Annotated in this window: 13 protein-coding genes; all 13 read right to left on the bottom strand. The window is 60.4% G+C overall.

Going from position 1 to position 18,669, the window contains the following annotated elements:
- Positions 1–68 precede the first annotated feature (68 nt).
- The 13 genes from B3N48_RS17745 to tssE all read right to left on the bottom strand — a co-directional run bounded on the left by B3N48_RS17745 (position 69) and on the right by tssE (position 18,660).
- On the bottom strand, positions 69–497 hold the full coding sequence (locus tag B3N48_RS17745) for a DUF2628 domain-containing protein (RefSeq protein WP_296185912.1): 429 nt from the start codon (positions 495–497) through the stop codon (positions 69–71).
- Between the two features lie 110 nt (positions 498–607).
- Positions 608–1,708, bottom strand: coding sequence for a type VI secretion system protein TssA (tssA, locus tag B3N48_RS17740; protein WP_296185910.1), 1,101 nt, complete (start codon positions 1,706–1,708; stop codon positions 608–610).
- A 101-nt stretch (positions 1,709–1,809) separates the two neighbouring features.
- The gene (locus B3N48_RS17735; RefSeq protein WP_285424777.1) at positions 1,810–2,328 is read right to left on the bottom strand and encodes an Hcp family type VI secretion system effector; all 519 of its coding nucleotides are present in this window, start codon (positions 2,326–2,328) and stop codon (positions 1,810–1,812) included.
- A 163-nt stretch (positions 2,329–2,491) separates the two neighbouring features.
- Complete coding sequence (gene tssM, locus B3N48_RS17730; protein ID WP_296185904.1) at positions 2,492–4,987, bottom strand: type VI secretion system membrane subunit TssM; 2,496 nt, start codon at positions 4,985–4,987, stop codon at positions 2,492–2,494.
- Positions 4,984–5,910 (bottom strand): type VI secretion system-associated protein TagF, encoded by a 927-nt coding sequence (gene tagF / locus B3N48_RS17725; protein WP_296185902.1) that lies wholly within the window; start codon positions 5,908–5,910, stop codon positions 4,984–4,986. Before tagF ends, tssM begins: the two co-directional genes overlap by 4 nt.
- Before the next feature lie 31 nt (positions 5,911–5,941).
- Positions 5,942–9,865, bottom strand: coding sequence for a type VI secretion protein IcmF/TssM N-terminal domain-containing protein (locus B3N48_RS17720; RefSeq protein ID WP_296185899.1), 3,924 nt, complete (start codon positions 9,863–9,865; stop codon positions 5,942–5,944).
- A gap of 29 nt (positions 9,866–9,894) precedes the next feature.
- A complete protein-coding gene (gene icmH / locus B3N48_RS17715; RefSeq protein ID WP_296185898.1) occupies positions 9,895–10,608 on the bottom strand; it encodes a type IVB secretion system protein IcmH/DotU in 714 nt (237 codons plus the stop codon).
- The gene (gene tssK, locus B3N48_RS17710) at positions 10,605–11,948 is read right to left on the bottom strand and encodes a type VI secretion system baseplate subunit TssK (RefSeq protein WP_296185896.1); all 1,344 of its coding nucleotides are present in this window, start codon (positions 11,946–11,948) and stop codon (positions 10,605–10,607) included. Before tssK ends, icmH begins: the two co-directional genes overlap by 4 nt.
- Positions 11,941–12,693 carry a type VI secretion system lipoprotein TssJ gene (gene tssJ / locus B3N48_RS17705; RefSeq protein ID WP_296185893.1) on the bottom strand — a complete coding sequence of 251 codons (753 nt, stop codon included), beginning with the start codon at positions 12,691–12,693 and terminating at the stop codon, positions 11,941–11,943. The genes tssK and tssJ overlap by 8 nt, the downstream gene beginning before the upstream one ends.
- Positions 12,694–12,717: 24 nt before the next feature.
- Positions 12,718–15,315 (bottom strand): type VI secretion system ATPase TssH, encoded by a 2,598-nt coding sequence (gene tssH, locus B3N48_RS17700; RefSeq protein ID WP_296185891.1) that lies wholly within the window; start codon positions 15,313–15,315, stop codon positions 12,718–12,720.
- Positions 15,312–16,382 carry a type VI secretion system baseplate subunit TssG gene (gene tssG / locus B3N48_RS17695; protein WP_296185890.1) on the bottom strand — a complete coding sequence of 357 codons (1,071 nt, stop codon included), beginning with the start codon at positions 16,380–16,382 and terminating at the stop codon, positions 15,312–15,314. The genes tssH and tssG overlap by 4 nt, the downstream gene beginning before the upstream one ends.
- On the bottom strand, positions 16,346–18,178 hold the full coding sequence (tssF, locus tag B3N48_RS17690; RefSeq protein WP_296185888.1) for a type VI secretion system baseplate subunit TssF: 1,833 nt from the start codon (positions 18,176–18,178) through the stop codon (positions 16,346–16,348). The genes tssG and tssF overlap by 37 nt, the downstream gene beginning before the upstream one ends.
- Entirely contained in the window at positions 18,178–18,660 is a 483-nt protein-coding gene (gene tssE, locus B3N48_RS17685; protein WP_296185886.1) for a type VI secretion system baseplate subunit TssE, read from the bottom strand. Before tssE ends, tssF begins: the two co-directional genes overlap by 1 nt.
- Positions 18,661–18,669 lie beyond the last annotated feature (9 nt).

Here is an 18,669-nt window from a genome sequence, read left to right as displayed (position 1 = left end):
CACCGCGTGCGGTATACCGCACGCAGATGCTTGCCTAAGCCTCGCTGTTGATTGCCTTCATCGACCTGTCAGAAACGCATGCCTTTGAACGGATTCCAACCTTGCTCGCCTTTTATTTCCTTCAGGTAATAGGCGTAGTTGGTGACGATCGCATACGCGCAGGAAAACCCCAGACCCAGCCCGTTATCCAGGGCCTTGGGGAACTGGATGCCCAGGATGGCGAAGATGACGGTGAGCGCGGCATAGATCAGGAGCATCGAGCCCAGCAGCGCGAGGTTTTTCTTCCACAGACCGAGGACGAAGAGGTAGATCGGCCCGAAGAAAAACGCGATGACATTGCCGTTGATCAGCAGCTTGTTACGAAAGGTTGGCAACGCCTTGAGTGCTGCCTTGTAGCGCGGGTCGTTGGGGGCGCCGTAGGTGTCGAAAAAGTCGAACCGTTCCTGCCATTTCGCGCTGTATTTACGCGTGCCCTGAAGCTGCTCAGTGGTGCTCATAGCGGTGTCCTTCTGTTCCATTGATGTGGGTGTTCTTCCGGGAATTCCATTCATCGTGTGTGTGCGTCATCGTCCTCCGGTCTTGCAGGTTCAAGTGCATCCCATGGCGGTCAAGCCTTCGGTTCCTTGGTGCCCAGTACATCGCGAATACCATCAATGACATTGCTGTCCTTGATCACATCGCTCAACCAGCCCTCAAGCGGCATATTGCCCCATTTGATCGCCCGCTCGATCAGGTAGGGCACCGGGCTTTGCGGTTCGGTCTGTTTGAAGAATTGCGCAACCCCGGCCAGCAGCGTGAATGCCTCATCGCGGGTCAGCGGGGTCGTGCGCAACGGCGCCGATGGCGTGTCCTTGACAGTGGTGGTCATCGTGGGCCCTGCTGTGGGTGGGTCGTTCGATACAGCAACGGATGCCGAAGGTGCCGGTTGTGCGGGGGCAGTGAGTTCGACGCCTCTGTCCTTCAGCAGTTTTTCCGCGAGTTGCGCCGTCCGGGACAGGATCTCGATAAGCCCGGCGAAACTCGGGGCTTCGTGACCGAACAGGCGGTCAGCCGTGGTCTGCAACTGGCGGCAGGCCTGCAGGCTGTCGTTGATTTCGGACGCTTTTCGCAGAAAATGTTCGGTGTCGGTCAACACCACCGAACGCTGGAATATTTCGGCGTTGATCTTCCCTTCGTCCAGCGCGATGCGCATGGCCTGCTGATTCTGCAAGGCGAGGTTTTCAACGTGGCGGGACTCGTCGTAGCGCAACAGCCCGAACTGATCGCCCTGAGTGATCGGCAGGCCGCCCACGACGTCAGTCAGCGTGGTCTTCAGCCAGGCGAGGCGCGCGGCGCGCTCTTCCAGCCCTTCATCCAGCGCAGGGAACAGGTCGTCCCAGAAGCGTTGCAGTATTTGATCGGCCAGGGTCAGCCCGAAGGTGATCCCTGGAAAATGATATTTGTGCGCCAGCGCTTCACTCAGCCAGGCGACAAGCATCAGGTCTTTGCTCTGCTGAGCGAGTCCCTGTGCAGCCAAGGTGATCGTGAGGTCCCAATCCGATGATTTCAGATCGGTTTGCCAATCACCCTGGGTAAGGTAATCAGGGTCTGCCCGACGAGCCTCTTTGACGTTGTCGAACAGCGTGGAAAAGCTCAGGTCTTCGCCGCTGCCTCCATTGATAGGCGCTGTCAATTCGGCCAGTGAAAGGTCGTTGAGAAATTCAGACATGGTCAACTCGGAAATGGGTAAAAGAACACCACGCCGACGGAATCGGCATGGTGTTGAACGAGGGCCACCGCCAACGGTGATGGCCCCGGGTGCTTACGCGATCACGCGAAAACCTTGTTGGCGGTACGGTCCCAGCCGCCCGTCACGTTACCGCCACCCTGGCCGTCGGCACGGCTCTGCTGGGTGTAGGTGGTTTTAATGCGGGCAAAGTTGAAGCTGATCTCTTCGATCGGCAGATCGCTGACCGCCTTGTCTTCGCCATCCTGGTTGCCACCGGCAATCGCCTTGACCGACGACACCACAACCTCTTCCAGGTTGATGGTGAGGTAGGTCAGCTTATCGCCGCCGGCACGGTTGACGTTCAGCTGGATTTTGGCGATGTGCGTGCCTTTGCAGCAGGCTTCGAACAGCTTCGCCGAGGCTTTGTCGACAGCCTTGCGGATGCTGAAATCGCTCAGCGCGACGCGCTCGGAGGACGCACCACCCGAGGAGCTGGCAGTCGCCGAGGTCGCTTGAGTGGCGCCGTATTCGTAGCCGAGGACCTCGATCCAGTCCTTGTGCTTGTCGTCCAACACTTCACCTGGAATCCCGTCGATCTGAATATATGCGTCAAATGCCATTTTTTACGTCTCCATTTTCTTACATTTAAGGGCTAGCCTTACCTGCGGCCAGATCTCAGCCCCTCTAGTTGACCTCCTTGATCATTCAAGAGGTCTGTTGCCGCTGCCTGAGCCTCCGCGCGCAGAGGCTCAGGCGCCGGTTCCTTTCAAGCCATGAGCGCACTCAATTGAGCGCGCGCACCTCGATTTCCACTCGCCGATTGGGCTCCAGGCACTGAATGAGCTGCGCCCTCGGCAATTGCATGTCGCATTTAACCAGCGGTTTTTCGCTGCCTTCGCCCACGGCTTCCACGAGTTCGGCAGGCACACCCTTACCGACCAGGTAGGTCTTGATGGTTTGTGCGCGCTGCCGGGACACCTGAAGGTTGCCCTGTGGGTCGCCCAGTTGGTCAGCATGTCCGGCGATGATGATCTTGCCGATGTTCGGCGTGCTCAACAGCTTGCCGGCGATGGCGCTGAGCTGGTTCTGACCCTCGGTTTTCAGACTCTGGAAGTCGGCGCGGGCGAACGCGAACAAGGTGTCCGACTCCAGGGTGATGGTCTCGATCGAGCGCAGCGACTGCGACAGCAGGCTGTTGATGTAATTGCGCGAACTCGAGATTAGGAAGGCGTTATCGAGAATGCGCGGTACGTCAGGTTCGTGGATCTGATCGCTATAGAAATTGACCTGTCGGCTGGCCAGTTCGTAGTCGGTGCCCGTGTTCGGGGTGACCGCCATGGCAGGTGTGTTTTTGCCGGTCTGCCTGGCAATTGCCGGGTACCAGTAATCCGGGATTCGGGCTTTGAGAAATGCCGGGTCCGCTTTTTCCCGTTGTGAGCGCGACAGCATCACGTAGGTCTCAAGGGTGGCCTTACCGAAGTCGGCAATCGACTGCGCGCGATTGTCCGTCGGCAACGCCCGGGGCTCGACGCTGTCCACGCCTGTGACCGGCATCAGGTCCTTGGCGTTGCGCTGATACACCTTGATGGTGGTCAACAGGTACAGCGAGCGGGTCAGGTTGTCGGCGGTCGGCTTGAGCATCACCGTTTCAAGCCGGTCGAAGTAACGGCTGCGCAGCACAGGCTCGATTTTGTAGCCCTGGTAAAGACCCAGGCGCATACGCAGCGGAACGCCCTGATCGTGATGCTGCGCGTAGTAATCAGCGGTCCAGGAACGCAGCCGGTCCAGGGTCTGCCACGACGTGTACTGCTGCGGGGCGGTCTGGTCCTGTTGCGCCGCTGCGGTCAATTGCGTCGACAGTGTTTCGATGGCGGAGGCATTGTTCCAGTACGACCAGCCCCACAGACTGCAGAGCAGCAGCGCGACCAGACTTGCGCCGCCTACCCACACGGCCTTGCGGCGACGCTCGCGGAAATTGGTGGTGTACAGCGCGACCAGATGCTGGTCAGGGATGATGACTTTGCGGAACAGGCTATTGATGAACAACGGCTGTGGCTGAGCGTTGCCACTGATGCTCGCCAGTTCGGGTTCAAGGTGAAAGCGTTCGCTGACCTGTCGCCCATGGCCACCCAACTCCGGCGCGTCGGCGTCCAGCGCGCTGGTGAAATAGAAGCCGCGCAGCAGCTCTGCGTTCTGGTACGGATTGGCCCGTAGCAAGGCATCGACGAACTGCTGCAACCGGGGTTTGAGCGCCGCCAGCTCCAGCGGGAAGCGGTAAACGGCGGAGTCCTGACGCGTGATCTGGATGTCCTGCGACACCAATTGCTGATCAGCGATCCCTTGCCAATAGTGGGTCAGCTCGTCCATCGCTACGCCGAATCGCTGGCCCCAATCGGCCTTTTCGTAATCCTTGTGCGTGAAGGTCTTGCCCATCACCTCGCCACGGGCGACTTCGTCCAGACGGCGGTAGAAAGCACTGAATCCCGGGACCAGATCGCACTTGGTGAAGACCAGATAGACCGGCAACCGTACTTCAAGCAACGCGTGGGTTTCCTGGATACGCTCGCGCAGACGCTTGGCCAGGCGCTCCTGATCTTCCGATGAGCGCTGCAGGATGTCATGGATACTTACCGTCACGATCAGCCCGTTGAGCGGCCGCCGCTGGCGATGCTGACGCAGCAACTGCAGAAACGCGCGCCACTTGCCGGCTTCTTCCTGGTTGTTCATGTAGCGCCCGGCCGTGTCCAGAAGCACAGCCTCGGAGCTGAAAAACCAGTCGCAATTACGCGTACCGCCCAAGCCTGCTACACGCGCGCCTTCACGTTCGGCGTAAGGGAAATTCAGGCCGGACTGATACAGCATGGTGCTTTTACCCGCTGCGGGCTGCCCGACGATCAAGTACCAGGGCAGTGCATAGAGCGCGTCCTGGCGGGTGGTGCCGCGCGGTTTGTTGGTGTGCAGGCGGTCGATGCTCTGCAACAGGCGCTCGCGCAACAGGCTGACCTCTTCGCGGTCAGCAGGGCTGGCGTTGAGCACCGCCTGATCAGCGTCATCGCGCAGCAGGCCTTCCAGATTGTGGTGCCGTGAGGCACCTCGGTAGAGCAGCAGCACATAACCGGCGGACAGCAGCAGGAACAGGCCGATGCCGGCCAGCAGGCTGTGCAGGGAATTGAAGTCCAGCGCGCGCCCGATCGCCCACACCAAGAAGATCGTCAGAAAGAAGCAGATCCCCAGAATGTAGGGCTGATAGCGCAGAAAGTAGTACTTGATCTTGTTCATACAGACTTCACATCCGGCGCGTCGACAATACGGTCGATGACGTCATAGAGGGGGCATTCGGCGTCAGGAAATACGGGCGGTCGATGGTGTTCGTCGAACGTCGCGAAGTTCGCCAGCACGTCGTAGTGGCCGGTGCTGGCGCCATTGTCGGCCAGCACGGCGTAGAGGCTGTGGTCACTTCTGGACGGAAAGCAGAACAGCTTCGGACGCATGAAATCGTCGGCCAGCACGCTCACCTGTGGCGATACCCGGTTAGCGCTCAGCCGAGTCAACCAGTCAACCCACAGATCGGCGGTCGGGTTTTTCAAACCGCGTTCGGCCGGCAAAGGCAAACAGACGCTCGGCGCGTTGGCGTGATGCAACGGGCGACGCAATGCATGCAATCGGGTCAGCACCGCCTGAGTGATGAACTCGGGATAGGCGTTTTTCAGCGCCTCGCTGATGTCACCCAGGTTGAAGTTGCGCAAAAACTTTTCGTGCACCTGGCGGAACAGCGCGAAGTCCTGGCCCTGCAATGGGCGCAGCGCCTTGATTTTTTCGAACAGCAGCCTCGGCTGTTCACCTTGAGCACCAAGGTGCAGCAGCGGTTTGATCTGCGCGCAAAACAACTCGCTCAGCGTGAACGGATTGATCAAGCGTTCAGTGTCCGCGGCCTTGAGCGTCTGGAAGATAAACAGCGGATAGCGTCGCTGGCTGGCGTCCATTGAGCTGATCAGTCCGCCCAGCAGCCAGTTCCCCGACCGCGCGCGGTAGGAAAAGAAACACGCTGGCAGACGATCGAACAGCGTGCGCCAGTCCTCGCGCGGGTGAATCGCCGCCAGCGAGTCCTGGAGCCAGCCGTCGAATTCGCAGGCCTCGTCAGCGGCACCATGCAGGCTCACGAAGTCGGCGCTGGCCGGTATTTTTCCGAAGCAACCGATCATCGGCCGCTCCTCAGGTTCAAGGCATGCCGGCTCACTTGGTCCGCCCGTCCGCAACATTGACTGGAGTGTTCAGCGCGCTCAGCGCCTTGACGTTGGCAAGGTCAGTCAGCTTAACACCACCGTAGTTACGCACTGTCAGGCTGACCTGACCGCTGGCGGTGGCCCAACTGAACCGCTGCTGGATGCCATCCAGATCCGCGACGCGAGCACTGTCGTTCATCCGCAACAGCCCCCAGCGCCCGGGGTAGTCGAACACGGTGACGCGCTCACCGGTCAGGGTCACAACATCCAGGCGTGCGCCGGGCGCTGTGGTGGTGCCTGGCCAGGAGAAGCGGCTCCAGCTGGTTTTGCCGTTGCGGTAGTGCTGTTCCTGACCGTCGAGAGTGAAAATGATGTCGGTGAAGTTAGCCGACGGCTCCAGCATGATCTCAAAGCCGTTTTCCTTGTCGGACAGGCTCGCAATGACCTCGCCCAGAGAACTGGCCTTGTCGATGCTGTTGACCATATTTGGATTGACCAACGGCGCGGCTTTGGCGCCACTGCTCATGCCCAGCCCTTCGCCGCCTGAGAGGTTGCCGATCTCGTTGCGCTTGAAGTTGGGCAGCAAGCCGGACTCGGGGTCGACGAAACGCTGCAGGTCCTTGACCGAGGCTTCATTGCGGCTGCCAGCGGCGATAGGATAGCGGTGGGCCATGACCTGCTCCCAGGGCTTGGCGATCTGCTGCGCCCAGGCTTTAGCGATCTGCTGGCCCGCCGGGTCGCGCAGGGTTTCCCAGGCGAACTGGATCGGCAGGCTGAACAGGCTTTGCAGCGAAGCCGAGAGGCTGCCCTGGCTGGTGTCGACGGTGGTTTCAACGTAATTGCGTACGTTCGTCACCTCACTCGGCTGACCTTCCAGGGTTTCACTGATCAACTGTTTGCTGCTCTTGCCTACGTCTTGAGAGCGCTGAATGTTGTTCATCCGCACCTTGAGCTTGCGCAGGGCCGCCAGATAGCGATCCATGATCGTGCTGTCGGCGCCCTCCGAGTTTTGCGCAGCGAACACGCGGGAAACGGGCTCGAAGCGTTTCGCCAGGCTGCCGTCGTCCACCGGCGGCAACGGCGAGAGCATCGCCACGGATGACTTCTGAGGATCATCGAACAGCCCGGTCACCTTGCCCCAGAACGTGTCGTCCGGCGTGCTGCCCGGCTGCTGGGGTTCGCGCGGAGCGGGCAGATCCCACTGCGTGTTGTCGTTGACTGCCGAGAGCAGGATCTTGACCGGCGAATTCTGCACGTCACTCAGCAAGGACAATTGTTCGGTCGCGTTGGCCATGTCGGTGAAATGCCGAACGCCGACACCGTTGAGCAGGCCGTACCAGACCTGTGCGTAGTCGCGTTTGTAACGCGCCATGAATTCACGCATGAAGTTGGCTTTCTGCACGAGGCTGTCGCCGCCCTCGCCATCGAGCACCCAGTCGGATTCGTTGCGCAGATTGCTCGACACCAGCTTGATCAACTCCGGTTTGACGAAGCCGTCCCAGCCTTGCCGGGTGAAGATGGCGGGGACCGCTTCACTGCCGTACAGCAATTGGCGGCCGGGCATCGGCACCAGATCGTTGAGGCTGATGGCCGGGAACTGGCGGCTGGATTCCAGTTGAAGACGCAGGTATTCGCGGTCAACCAGCGAACTGGAAATCATGAACGACTTGAGGCTTTTGCGCGTGCTGTCGACCAGTTGTTCGTTGCGCGGCAGGGCAGGGGCCTGACCGTTCTTGAGCAACTGCACATACATTGGCGCGTTGTCCTCGATCACTTGATCGCTGACCGGGCTGGCTTCGGTCGAGGTGTCGGCCCAGGCCACCGGCAGCGCGGCACTGACGAATTCCGGGTCCGGATGGGCATCGGGCTGCGTCAGCATCAGGTACAGCTTGAGCGAGTTGTAGGCTTCGATGATCGATGCCACTTGCTGCTCATCCAGACGCGCCAGCATGTCCTCGGACAGCGACAGCCCGCCGGTGGTCGCCGATAGCTCGGCCGCATCACTGGCGGTCGCAGGGTTGCGCAGGTCGGCCATGGCACCGTCGCGCGTTTTTCCGACGGCACCTTTGGCCATGCCTTTGAGCCGATTGCCTGCGTCCCCGGCGCTGCGCGGAATGCTGCTCAGCGTCGGTTTGGCCCCGTTGCCGGCGAGGCTCTGCAGGCCTCGGTCGATCAGTTTCTGGCCCTTGCCGGCTTTGCCGGGCGTCTTGCTGGCGGCGGCCGGCACGTCGTTCTGCGGGTCCATCGACGCGGCAAACCCATTGAAGGCGCGCATCTGCATTTGCAGGTTCAATGCCACTGGCTCCAGCGCCTGGGTGCGCAGTTGCTGGAGGTAAGCCGACTGGGCGGCCGCAAAGATATCGTCACCCCGGTACAGGCCTGCGCTCAACGTCAGCGGTACGCCCTTGGCGCGATATTGTTCGACCCGCGTCAGTTCATCTCGCAGCAGTTCCAGGCCATCACCGGCAGCCATGCGCTGATCACGATCGGCAGCAGCGTTCAGGTCGCCGATGTTCTGTTCAAGTGTTGCGATCCACGTACGGTTGTTCTTGAACGCCAGCGCTTGCCAGCCAACGAAGGCGAGGCCAGCCAGTGCCGCCAAGGCAATCACGGCCGGGTTCAGCGACGTGTCGCGACCCGTGCGCGATTGATAGCGGGTCAGGTCACGATCGGCAAAAATGACCCGGCGGAAGGTGTCGGTGATGAAATAACTGCGGTCGCCGACCTTTTTGCCGCTTGTCTCGCCGACGGCAAGAACGTCTTGCCCCGGCAGCAGCGCAAAGGACTCCGCCAAATTGTCTTCGTACACCTGAGTCAGTTGCTGATCAGTCTGCAACGCGCTGGTGAAATACAGGCCACGCAGCAACAGCGGAGCGCCATGGCTGGCCGGTCGAATGAAATGCTCGAGAAACCGCTCGAGCACGCCAGACAGCTCGGCGAAATAGTTCGGGAAGTTGAGCAACGTGCTGTTGGCGTCTGCGCCCAGATGGATCATCTGCGCGTCGACGTGACGCTGAATGCCGTTGTGCAGATTCGCCAGTTTGCTGTCGAGCACGGCGCGCAGACCGAGGCTGCGGATCTCCGACAGACCAAACGTCATGCCCAGCGGCTGCTGACGTTCGGCGAGGTCCAGTCCCTCGAACGCCTGATTGAAGCCGGGCAGTTGGTCAGTCTTGCTCAACATCAGGTAGATCGGTGGATTGGCATCCAGGCAGCGGGCGTAGTCTTCGATCCGCGACACCAGTTGCGTGGCCATTTGCGCGCGCTCGTCGGCGGTCGCCGCCAACAGCTCCGGCAGGCTCACGACCAGCACCAGGCCGTTGACTGCTGCTTTCTTGCGCTGCTTTTTCAGCAACTGAAGGAACGCGGTGAATTCACTGGCCGATTGGTCGTCGCGCAGGTAACGCCCGGCTGTGTCGATCAGCACCGCATCGGGGCTGAAGTACCAATCGCAGTGCTGGGTACCGCTGTCATTGTCGCTCTGGCTGTTGGCAATGCTGGCAGACAGGCCTGAACGGGTGAGCAGGGAGGTCTTGCCCGCCGCCGACATGCCAATGACCAGGTACCACGGCAGGTCGTAGAGCGCCGAAGAACCGCCGCCGCCAGCGGAACGGTCGGCGCGCAACATGGCGATGGCATGTTTGAGCCTGTCTCTGAGCACCTGTTGGTCGCGGAATTCACCGTTGGCGTTCAGCGAGCGATCGACTTCGATCTGCACCAGATTTTCGAGGTTGTGTTCGGTACGGATACGCTTGTACTGGCGCAGCACGATGATCAGCAGGTAGAAGGCGCTGATGATCGCCATGGTTTCAAGCACGTGATCACGTGACCACTGCACCCGCGGGGCGACAAACCAGCACACGACAAGGCTTGCCAGCCACAGCGTGACGACAAGGAACCAAAAGCTTTTTAACGCACGAAGTAGTGTTTTCATGTCTTCCTGACTCGTTACCTGACCATTGCTCAGGCACTGAACAGCTGGCTGATGTGTTCTGACAGCACGGCAACATCCTTGCCCAGCAGCCAATCCAGCGTCAGGTAAACCCCTACGCAGACCAGCGCGATGAGCGCCAGATAGAGCCAGACCGGGACCTCGTGCCGCAGCATCTGCGAGACCTGATCAGGCAGCGCCCAATCGGGCGACAGCGCTTTGGGCGTCTTGCGATACCGCGCGATGTCCTGCCCCAGGGTATTGGCCAGATAGCGCAGCTGATCTTTCTCGCCCACACCGAATTTGCCCTGAAAACCCAGCGCCAGACACAGGTGATAAACCTCCAGCACATCGAGGTTGTTCTTCACGTCGGCGCGCAGCGAGTCGATCTTCTCGAAGAAGCCTTGACCGGCCAGGTGCACGCCGAAATAGCGAAACTGCAACGGCGATAGCTCGAAGTGGCGACGCAGCTCGTTGTCACCCGAGCCCAGCACGCTTTCATCCAGAAACGCACAGAGCGCGTACTGCGTGTCCTTGACCTGATCGACGCTGTAGTTGGCGTTTCGGGCCTCTCGCTCCAGTTGCGTGAAGAACTCATCGATGCTGGCTTCGAAGGCGTTGATCGAGGTCACCTGGCGACCACGACGCACAATCAGCGCCATGCTGATGAAGTCCTGTACCAGATCTTTCAACGTGGGTTGGGTGACAGTGGCGGTCGTTGCGCCTTGCATTACGGCTTCGTTCATTTGAGGACCGCCATCAGTTCAAGCTTGAGATTGGTGAAAGCACTGGGTGCGTAGAAAGAAATGGCCTGGGCACTCATCATCCGTTCGTAGACCCGACCGTGCGGCTCGATAGAGAAATAGTGGTTGTCCAGTCGCACGGGAATCGCGTTGGGCAAGCGCGTGGAGTGGTTGAGCGTGACGCCCGGCATCGCGCTGTTGACGACCACTTCGATGTCTTCCGGCGAACCGACCTTAAAGGCCCGAGGTACGAGCTCCAGCAAGCTGGAACCGGGCATGTCGGCGTGCACGGAAATGTAGAAATCCGCTTCGGCAAGACGCGGATCGTGCAGCTGTCCCTGCCAGTACGACGGTTTGGTCTGGGTCAAATTAATCACGATGCACTGGTTCGGAATGACGTTATCCAGCAGCACTCGGATCATCTCGTCGAGCTTGACCAGCGAAGCCGCTGGGTCGTGGTGATCGTACTCGGGGATATCGTTGAGCTCGGTGTCCAGGGAGAACGTCAACAGACCGCTCGCCAGTTCCGCCAGGAACAGATAAAGCCGTTCCGGGTGCAGGCGCGGGTGCGCGAGCAGGTGTGCCAGCGTCGGGTAAGCGCGGTTCACCGTATTGAGCAGCCAGAACAGCGTGACATCGCTGGAGCCGAATTCGGCGATCTGGTCGGCACGCTCGCGACGCCGGCCCGAGAGCGCCTTGCTTTTGGATTGCAGAGCGCCCAGCAGGCGTCTGCCCAGACCGGTCAGCGTCTCGTGATTGCCCAGGTGCAAGGTGGGGTGCACGAAGTGCGTATCCAGATTGAAGCCGCCGATGTTGTTGCGTGTCAGCCGCGCCACCGGGCAATAGCTGTAGCCGTCCAACGTGTCGCCATCGACCAGCATCACCACGTTCAGCCGCAGGCTGGTGATCTCGTTTTCCAGATCCCCTTCATTCAGATCGGGCAGGGTGTCGAACTGCTTGCGGAACCGCCGCGCACTTTTCTGCTCCTGACCGTCCTCGACGTAATTCAGCCCGAAAGGCTCGGGCAGCTTCAGCGCGGCGTAGACCTTGAAATCACTGCCCTTGAGCAATTCCCTGAGGTCTCGAGCGGCTGGCAACGGGTCGTGCTGAGGCGCATCGAACAGGCTGCCGTCCGGGAACACCAGCTTCAGCCGTTTCAGTTGCAACGAGCCATTGGCCAACGCTTCTTCATCGATCTGCAGCGTCTGGACGCCCCAATGAAACGGCGTGCTGCGCAAGGTCGATTCGGCGAGCTGGTGCTGATGAAACTCGTCCTGATATTGAAAATGCTGGGGCAGCAAAAACATCCCTTCAGACCACATCACACGGCTCTGCTTACTCATGAACGCCTTCCAGGAGTGAATCGACTGTTGACTGCATGCCTTTCTGCGCCGAGTCGACGGCGCCGTCTTCGGCTTTCTGGACCACCGCGTCCTGCATTTTCTGCGCAAGCGTCGGATTGGCCGGGTCCTGCGGCAGGGTGTTGTTTCTGGCGAGCTGGGCTTCGGTAGGCGTCTGGCGCAGCACATCCATGCCGCGCACGGCCACTACCTGATTGTTGTCGACCAGCACGCGCAGACCATCGGAGGAAAACCAGATGCCATCCTTGCGCAGCGAGTTGGCGTCGAAGGCGACTTTCCACCGGCTCTTTTCTTCCGAGCGAAAGAAAGCCGCGACGCCGACATAGCCCGTGGCTTTGTTCAGGGGCCATTGGTTGTTTTGACCCATGCCAGGCAGCAAGGTGATCTCCTGGCTGTCGATCAGCGTGTTACCCAGCGCTCGTTGCGGGTCATCCCACAGCGAGTCAGCATCAGTGGAAGCAAAGCGCTCGAGTGCCGTGAGCTGATAGACCCTCAGCACCACGGACAGCGGTTTGCCCGAGTCATCGGGGTTCAGCTGATTACCGCCGTCGGACGTCAGAATGACCTTTTCTTTATCACCGAACAGCATGTCGCCCGCCCACGTGTCATCGACGCGCTTGCTGGCCCGGTCGGTAATGCCGCAGGCGGTCAGCGCCACCACCATCGCCAGGACGGTGAACCCCTTGGTCCAGCCAGCGCTGGCACGTTCCATGTTGTGCATCTTCATGACTACTACCTATGAATGCTCGAATCAGGTCATTTGGTAGGCGAAGTCGCCGTCGCTGCCCAGTTCGATGTCCAGACGTTGGATCGGTTTGTCCTGCGCCATGCGCTCCAGCACGTGCTGGGCCAGTTCCGGCATGAGGGTTTTGGACAGGATGTTGTCGATGTTCCGCGCGCCGCTGTCGACCTCGGTGCAACGCGCTGCAATGGCCTCGACCAGGGACTCGTCGAAACCGAGCACGGCCTGATGATTGCGCTCGAAACGCTTGCGGATGCGCTCCAGTTTCAGGGCGACGATGCGTTGCAGAATCGCGTCCTTCACCGGGTAATACGGGACGATGGAAAGGCGGCCCAGGAACGCGGGCTTGAACACCTGGTTCAGTTCGTCGCGCAGCCCTTCGACGATCTCTTCAGGGCTTGGTGGCGCCGATGCATCCAGACACCCCTGCATGATGCGGTCCGTGCCGGTATTGGAGGTGAGGATGATCACCGTGTTGCGGAAATTGATCTCGCGGCCTTCACCATCGTCCAGCACGCCCTTGTCGAAGACCTGGAAAAACAGCTCCAGCACATCAGGGTGGGCCTTTTCGACTTCATCGAGCAGTACGACGCTGTAGGGTTTGCGCCGCACCGCCTCGGTCAGCACGCCACCTTCGCCGTAGCCGACGTAACCCGGCGGCGAGCCCTTGAGGCTGGAAACGGTGTGCGCTTCCTGGTACTCGGACATGTTGATGGTGATGACATTGCGTTCGCCGCCGTACAGCGTGTCGGCCAGCGCCAGTGCGGTTTCGGTCTTGCCGACGCCGCTCGGCCCCAAGAGCAGGAATACGCCGATGGGCTTGTTCGGATCTTCCATGCGCGCCCGAGAAATCTTGATGCGCTTGCCGATCTCCAGCAGCGCGTGATCCTGACCGAGAACGCGTTCGCCAAGCAGCTCAGGCAGTCGCTGCACAGTGTCGATTTCGTCGCGCAGCATTTTGCCGAGGGGGATGCCGGTCCAGCCGGAAATCACCTCGCCGATGGTGCCGCCATCGACCCGCGCATGGACCAGCGGCTGCTCACCTTGAACGCTCGTCAGCTCGGCGCGCAGCGCGGAAATCTCGTCGGCGTCGAGAGGCTCATTCGCGCTCGCATGGGCGAGTTTCTCGACCAGTTCACGTTCACGTTCCCACTGTTGTTCAAGTTTTTCCCGTTGCTGCTGCGCCGCCTGCAGCTCATCGTTGAGCGCTGCAAGGCGCCGTGCGTGGTCGCTGCCCTTGGAGGCTTCTTGCTGCAACACGGTGATTTCCGACTGCACGTGTTCAATGAGGCATTTGCAGTCCTCCAGCGCGCCGGGCTGGGCCGACTGCGCCAGCGCCACCCGCGCACAGGCGGTGTCCAGCACGCTGACCGCTTTGTCCGGCAACTGACGGCCGGTGATGTAGCGATTGGACAGGCGAACGGCCTGCACCAGCGCCTCGTCCATCACCGTCACCTTGTGATGCGCCTGCATTTTGCCGAGCAGGCCACGCAGCATGTGGATGGCTTTGTCCTCGTCCGGCTCTTCGACCTTCACCACCTGGAAGCGGCGGGCGAGGGCGGCGTCTTTCTCGAAATACTTCTTGTACTCGGCCCAGGTCGTGGCCGCGATGGTGCGCAATTCGCCACGGGCCAGCGCGGGTTTGAGCAGGTTGGCGGCGTCGTTCTGTCCGGCCTGACCGCCCGACCCGATCAGGGTGTGGGCTTCGTCGATGAACAGGATGATCGGGTGCAGGCTGCGCTTGGTTTCTTCGATGACCGATTTCAGGCGGTTCTCGAATTCGCCTTTGACGCCGGCGCCGGCCTGCAACAGGCCGAGGTCCAGGGTGTGGATCGCCACATCCTTGAGCACCGAAGGCACGTCACCGTGCACGATGCGCAATGCCAGACCTTCGACCACCGCGGTTTTGCCGACGCCTGCCTCGCCGGTAAGGATCGGGTTGTTCTGCCGACGACGGGTGAGGATGTCGACCATTTGCCGCACTTCAAACTCGCGACCGAGCACCGGATCGATGCGACCTTCGCGGGCGCTCTGTGTCAGGTTGACGGTGTACTGATCGAGCGCAGGTGTCTTGCCGTTGCTGGCGAGAGGGCGACCGGCGCCTGCCTCGGGTGTGCCCAGCGGCTTGGCCAGTTGCGATTCCGGGCTGGATTCGACCAGGGCTGCGAGATTGACCCGCAAGTCGTCGGCGTTGATTTTCTCGAGCTCCGCTGCCGAGCCCACCACGACGCGACGCAGCTCGTCGTCGTCCAGCAGCGCCTGAATCAGGTAGCCGGTGCGAATCTGCTGCTGACCAAACTCGACCGAGGCCAGCAGCCACGCCTGCTCGATCATGCGGGTGATGTGTGGCGACAGCGCGGGCGTACGGGTATTGCCCTTTTTGAAGGTCCCCAGCGCCGTGACCAACTGCGCCTGCAGACGCTCTGGCACAACGTCGTAATGACGCAGAATGGCCGGCAGGTCGTTGTCGTTGCCTTCGAGCAGTTGCAACAGCAGATGCTCGACCTCAACGTCGTAATGACGCTCGGAAAGGCACAGCGCAGCGGCGGCTTCTGTGGCTGTACGACTGGTTTCGTTGAGCTTGGCGAACAGCGACTTCAGGTTCACAGAGAGACCCCATCAAAAGGAATATGGAAAACGGCACAGCGGGAAGGCTCGACCTCGACGCCGGGGCGCTTGAGCCAACCCAGCCAGCCCAAGGCAACATTGCCCTGACGACCTAATCGGGCGACGGGCACCGCCTGTCGTGCCAGGGTGGGCGCAATCTGGAAGTCCAGCTGGGCGCCGACGTAGAAACGCACCAGCTCCACCAGCTTCTGATAATCCTGCGTGCCTGGCAGAAAGCGCTGGTAATCGGCCAGTTGCAGCGGGCCGATGTCGATGCGCACGCAGGATTGGTAATCCCAGACGCGATTGCCGGCCACGGCACTTTGTCCAAGGACGGCATTCTTGCGGCCCAGTTGCGTCCACTGACTGGCATCAAGTTTGAGCCAGCGCCCGGCAAACTGGCTCACCTTGAACGGCAGCGAGAAATAAAAGCCCAGCATGACTTGCAGGTTCAGCGCGTTGCGGGGCTTCTGCGCGAACGTTCCGGAGAAGTAGCTGAACAGTTCCCGACGCAACGGCGAGCCGTTCGGGCCGAATTTCTGTTTCTGCGCCTGAGGCCCGAACCCCACCAGATTGAGCAGGTACCGGTCAAAGTTCGACGTGCCAGTGCGCTCGTACTCGATGTAGAACTTGTACTTCTGCCAAGCCTCGTAAAACAGCGTGGTCATGCGATGGGAAAACAGATCGAGAAAGGCGTGCGCGGCGTCGTCGCGGTACTGGATGTGTCGGTCCATCAGCAGTTCGGTGTACGGGCGCGGCAAGACCCCGGAAGGCCCGACCAGCCCCATGAACGTGACCTGCACCTCCGACAGCGCCAGACCGGCGGCCGAGACGTTGCCTTCGCGCTCGAACTTCAGATCGCTGACTTCGCTCGCCGGAAAGTTGAGCGAGAGTTGCGAACGAAAGCGCAGCGGATCTTCGTGCGGCCGCGTCTGCAGGTCCATGCGCCCGTTTCTGCTGTAATGCAGGCGAAGCAAACGCACCAATTGAAAGAACTCGAATCGGTGCGGCTCAGCCCGTGCCTGGTCAATCAGACCAGGGGTTGATCGCCGGTTCGCGGGGGCCATTGGACCACTCTCTTTTCACGCTGCAAGGTACGAAGGGTTAATTGAGTAAAGCTGTTGATCGAGCAGTACTGGCCGAAGAAATGGTCCAGCACCATGCCGAAGAGGAACACGCCGCTGCCGGTGTACTGGCTTTCGTCGAAGGTCAGCGTGATGCCGACGCCGCGAACGAAATTGGGCCGTGGGTGGCCGATGCGGGCGACCACCGGCTCGCTGGCGACCGATACGATGCCGTTGATCTGCTTGCGGATCGCTGAGGTGCTGCGGTAGTTGTACAGCGACAGCAGTTCCAACAGCACTTCACGGCCTCGGGATACCAGCGACATGTGATTGAGCGACAGGTGCGAGATCAGCCGCCAGATCACGCCATTGCCCAGCGGCACGCGCACCGAGGCGGTGGGCTTGCGCAGGCAACGGATGTCCTTGATCACCGAGCTGGCCGGGATGTTGAAGTCGCCACGCTCGCCGCCAAACGGCAGCATCGAAGGCACATCACGGTTGCTGCAGGTCAGGCGAATACTCAGCGTGTCATTGTTGGAGTCGATCAGTTCCAGATCACGGTCGACCACGCGGATGAACACGTTCGTGCCGTCGCTTTGCTGGGTTTGTACCGGGCGCCGTCGAGCGATCCAGAAACTGTTGCCCAAACCCTGATCGGTCCGGGGTTCGAAAAACGGGTGACAAGTGGCGACCTGATCGATGCCGTCGAGCTTTTTGATCCGGCGCACGCGATCAATGGACACCACCTCGGCCGTACTTTGCAGGCGGACGTCCGGAATCACCGCGTATTCGTGCTGTGCGTGAGTCAACTTGATCGGCTCGGCGTGTTGCCGAAACAGATTGATGATCGGCGTGCAATTGAGCTTGAAGTTGCTCCGTCCGATGTTCTGCGTCAGACGCGCGAGGCGGTCGTTGAGGTCGTAGTCGGAAAAGTAGAAGTTGATCTCGACCTTTTCCAGCGCCTTGCCTGCCAGGATACGGCCGAACCCCGACAGGTCGAAGAACATGAATTTGTCCGGGAACGTGAAGTACTCATGCAGGAGGCGATACCCCAGAAATGACCGTTCCGAGTAATCCACCAGGCCTTCGTCCAGCCCGTAACCTACCGCTTTCAACGCGCCGGCGGGCAGCGCCACTTCACGGCTGCGGCCTTCATCCTGAAAGGTGATTGTCGCTTTGGCCAAGTTGTTGAACAGCAACTCGTACAGTTGCAGCATCAGGGTGCTTTCGCCATCGAGGAAAAACCGCAGGCTGTCCAGTTCCATCTGTCCAAACAGCGCATCAGCGGTCGTGACCAGACCGATCCGCAGACGAGCGACCAGATCGGCGCTGTGGCCGTTGAAGGCCGAGCGCTCCATCTCGACGAAGGAGGCCTGCTGCACCGCGATCGGCCAGAGTTCCACCGGGTAGCACGTACGAAACTTGCACACCACGCCATCCACCGGGTTGGCATGCAGCTCCGTGTGGCGCGCCACGCGATAGGCTTCCGTGACCTTTCCGTTGCTGCCCATGCTGAATTCGACGATGGACATCGACGGGGTAGGGCGCAGGTAATGCGGGTACAGCACTTCAAGGAATGATTCGACGATCTCCGGAAACTCGTCGTCCAGTTTCTTGTGGACGCGGGCGGCCAGAAACGAAAACGCCTCGATCAAACGCTCGGTGTGCGGGTCCTCACAGTTATCGCCCTCAATGAGCAACCGTGAAGCGATTTTTGGATACTGACTCGCGAACTCCTGGCCCAAAAAGCGCAGGTGCGACAGTTCCTTTTCGTAATAGGGGAGCAGGTCGTCGAGCATCAGTTGAGGTTCTGTACTGTGTATTCCTGGGTGTTGACCTGCAGCACCGCGTCAAACGAAACCTGGCGCGAGACATCCTGCAGGCGCAGTACCGCGTCCACGCGAAAGGTGAGCATGCGTTGGCCGGTTTGTTGTGCCAGTAGTTGTACCTTGACGCTGCGAAAGCGCCGGTCGCCCACTGAGATCGCTTTTTCCAGCTGGCGCTGAATCAGCAAGCGATCCTGCGGATCGAGCACGCTTTTACTGGTGAAATCCGGCATGCCGTAATCGAGGATCGTGCCGCTCAACTGGGCGAAGCCGCCGAGTTCTTCGGCGACCAGAGACTGGCGTGTGTTCACCAGAATCTCCAGGTCACGGACGATGCTGGCCTTGTAATCGGCCAGCGAACACAAGCGTTGCGACGACGCTTCGATGGACTGATGCGGACGGTCGTCCAGCAACCGGTCCAGCAGTGACGGCAACAACTTGTGTTGGCTACTCATATTGCCTCC

Origin of the sequence: Pseudomonas sp. UBA1879, from assembly GCF_002338065.1 — a bacterium.
Classification (GTDB): Bacteria; Pseudomonadota; Gammaproteobacteria; order Pseudomonadales; family Pseudomonadaceae; genus Aquipseudomonas.
This window is presented reverse-complemented; position numbering and strand designations above follow the sequence as displayed.

Coding starts and splice junctions, on each gene's coding strand:
- B3N48_RS17745 (WP_296185912.1), bottom strand. CDS start 497: ATGAGCACCACTGAGCAGCTTCAGGGCACGCGTAAATACAGCGCGAAA.
- tssA (WP_296185910.1), bottom strand. CDS start 1,708: ATGTCTGAATTTCTCAACGACCTTTCACTGGCCGAATTGACAGCGCCT.
- B3N48_RS17735 (WP_285424777.1), bottom strand. CDS start 2,328: ATGGCATTTGACGCATATATTCAGATCGACGGGATTCCAGGTGAAGTG.
- tssM (WP_296185904.1), bottom strand. CDS start 4,987: ATGAACAAGATCAAGTACTACTTTCTGCGCTATCAGCCCTACATTCTG.
- tagF (WP_296185902.1), bottom strand. CDS start 5,910: ATGATCGGTTGCTTCGGAAAAATACCGGCCAGCGCCGACTTCGTGAGC.
- B3N48_RS17720 (WP_296185899.1), bottom strand. CDS start 9,865: ATGAAAACACTACTTCGTGCGTTAAAAAGCTTTTGGTTCCTTGTCGTC.
- icmH (WP_296185898.1), bottom strand. CDS start 10,608: ATGAACGAAGCCGTAATGCAAGGCGCAACGACCGCCACTGTCACCCAA.
- tssK (WP_296185896.1), bottom strand. CDS start 11,948: ATGAGTAAGCAGAGCCGTGTGATGTGGTCTGAAGGGATGTTTTTGCTG.
- tssJ (WP_296185893.1), bottom strand. CDS start 12,693: ATGAAGATGCACAACATGGAACGTGCCAGCGCTGGCTGGACCAAGGGG.
- tssG (WP_296185890.1), bottom strand. CDS start 16,382: ATGGCCCCCGCGAACCGGCGATCAACCCCTGGTCTGATTGACCAGGCA.
- tssF (WP_296185888.1), bottom strand. CDS start 18,178: ATGCTCGACGACCTGCTCCCCTATTACGAAAAGGAACTGTCGCACCTG.
- tssE (WP_296185886.1), bottom strand. CDS start 18,660: ATGAGTAGCCAACACAAGTTGTTGCCGTCACTGCTGGACCGGTTGCTG.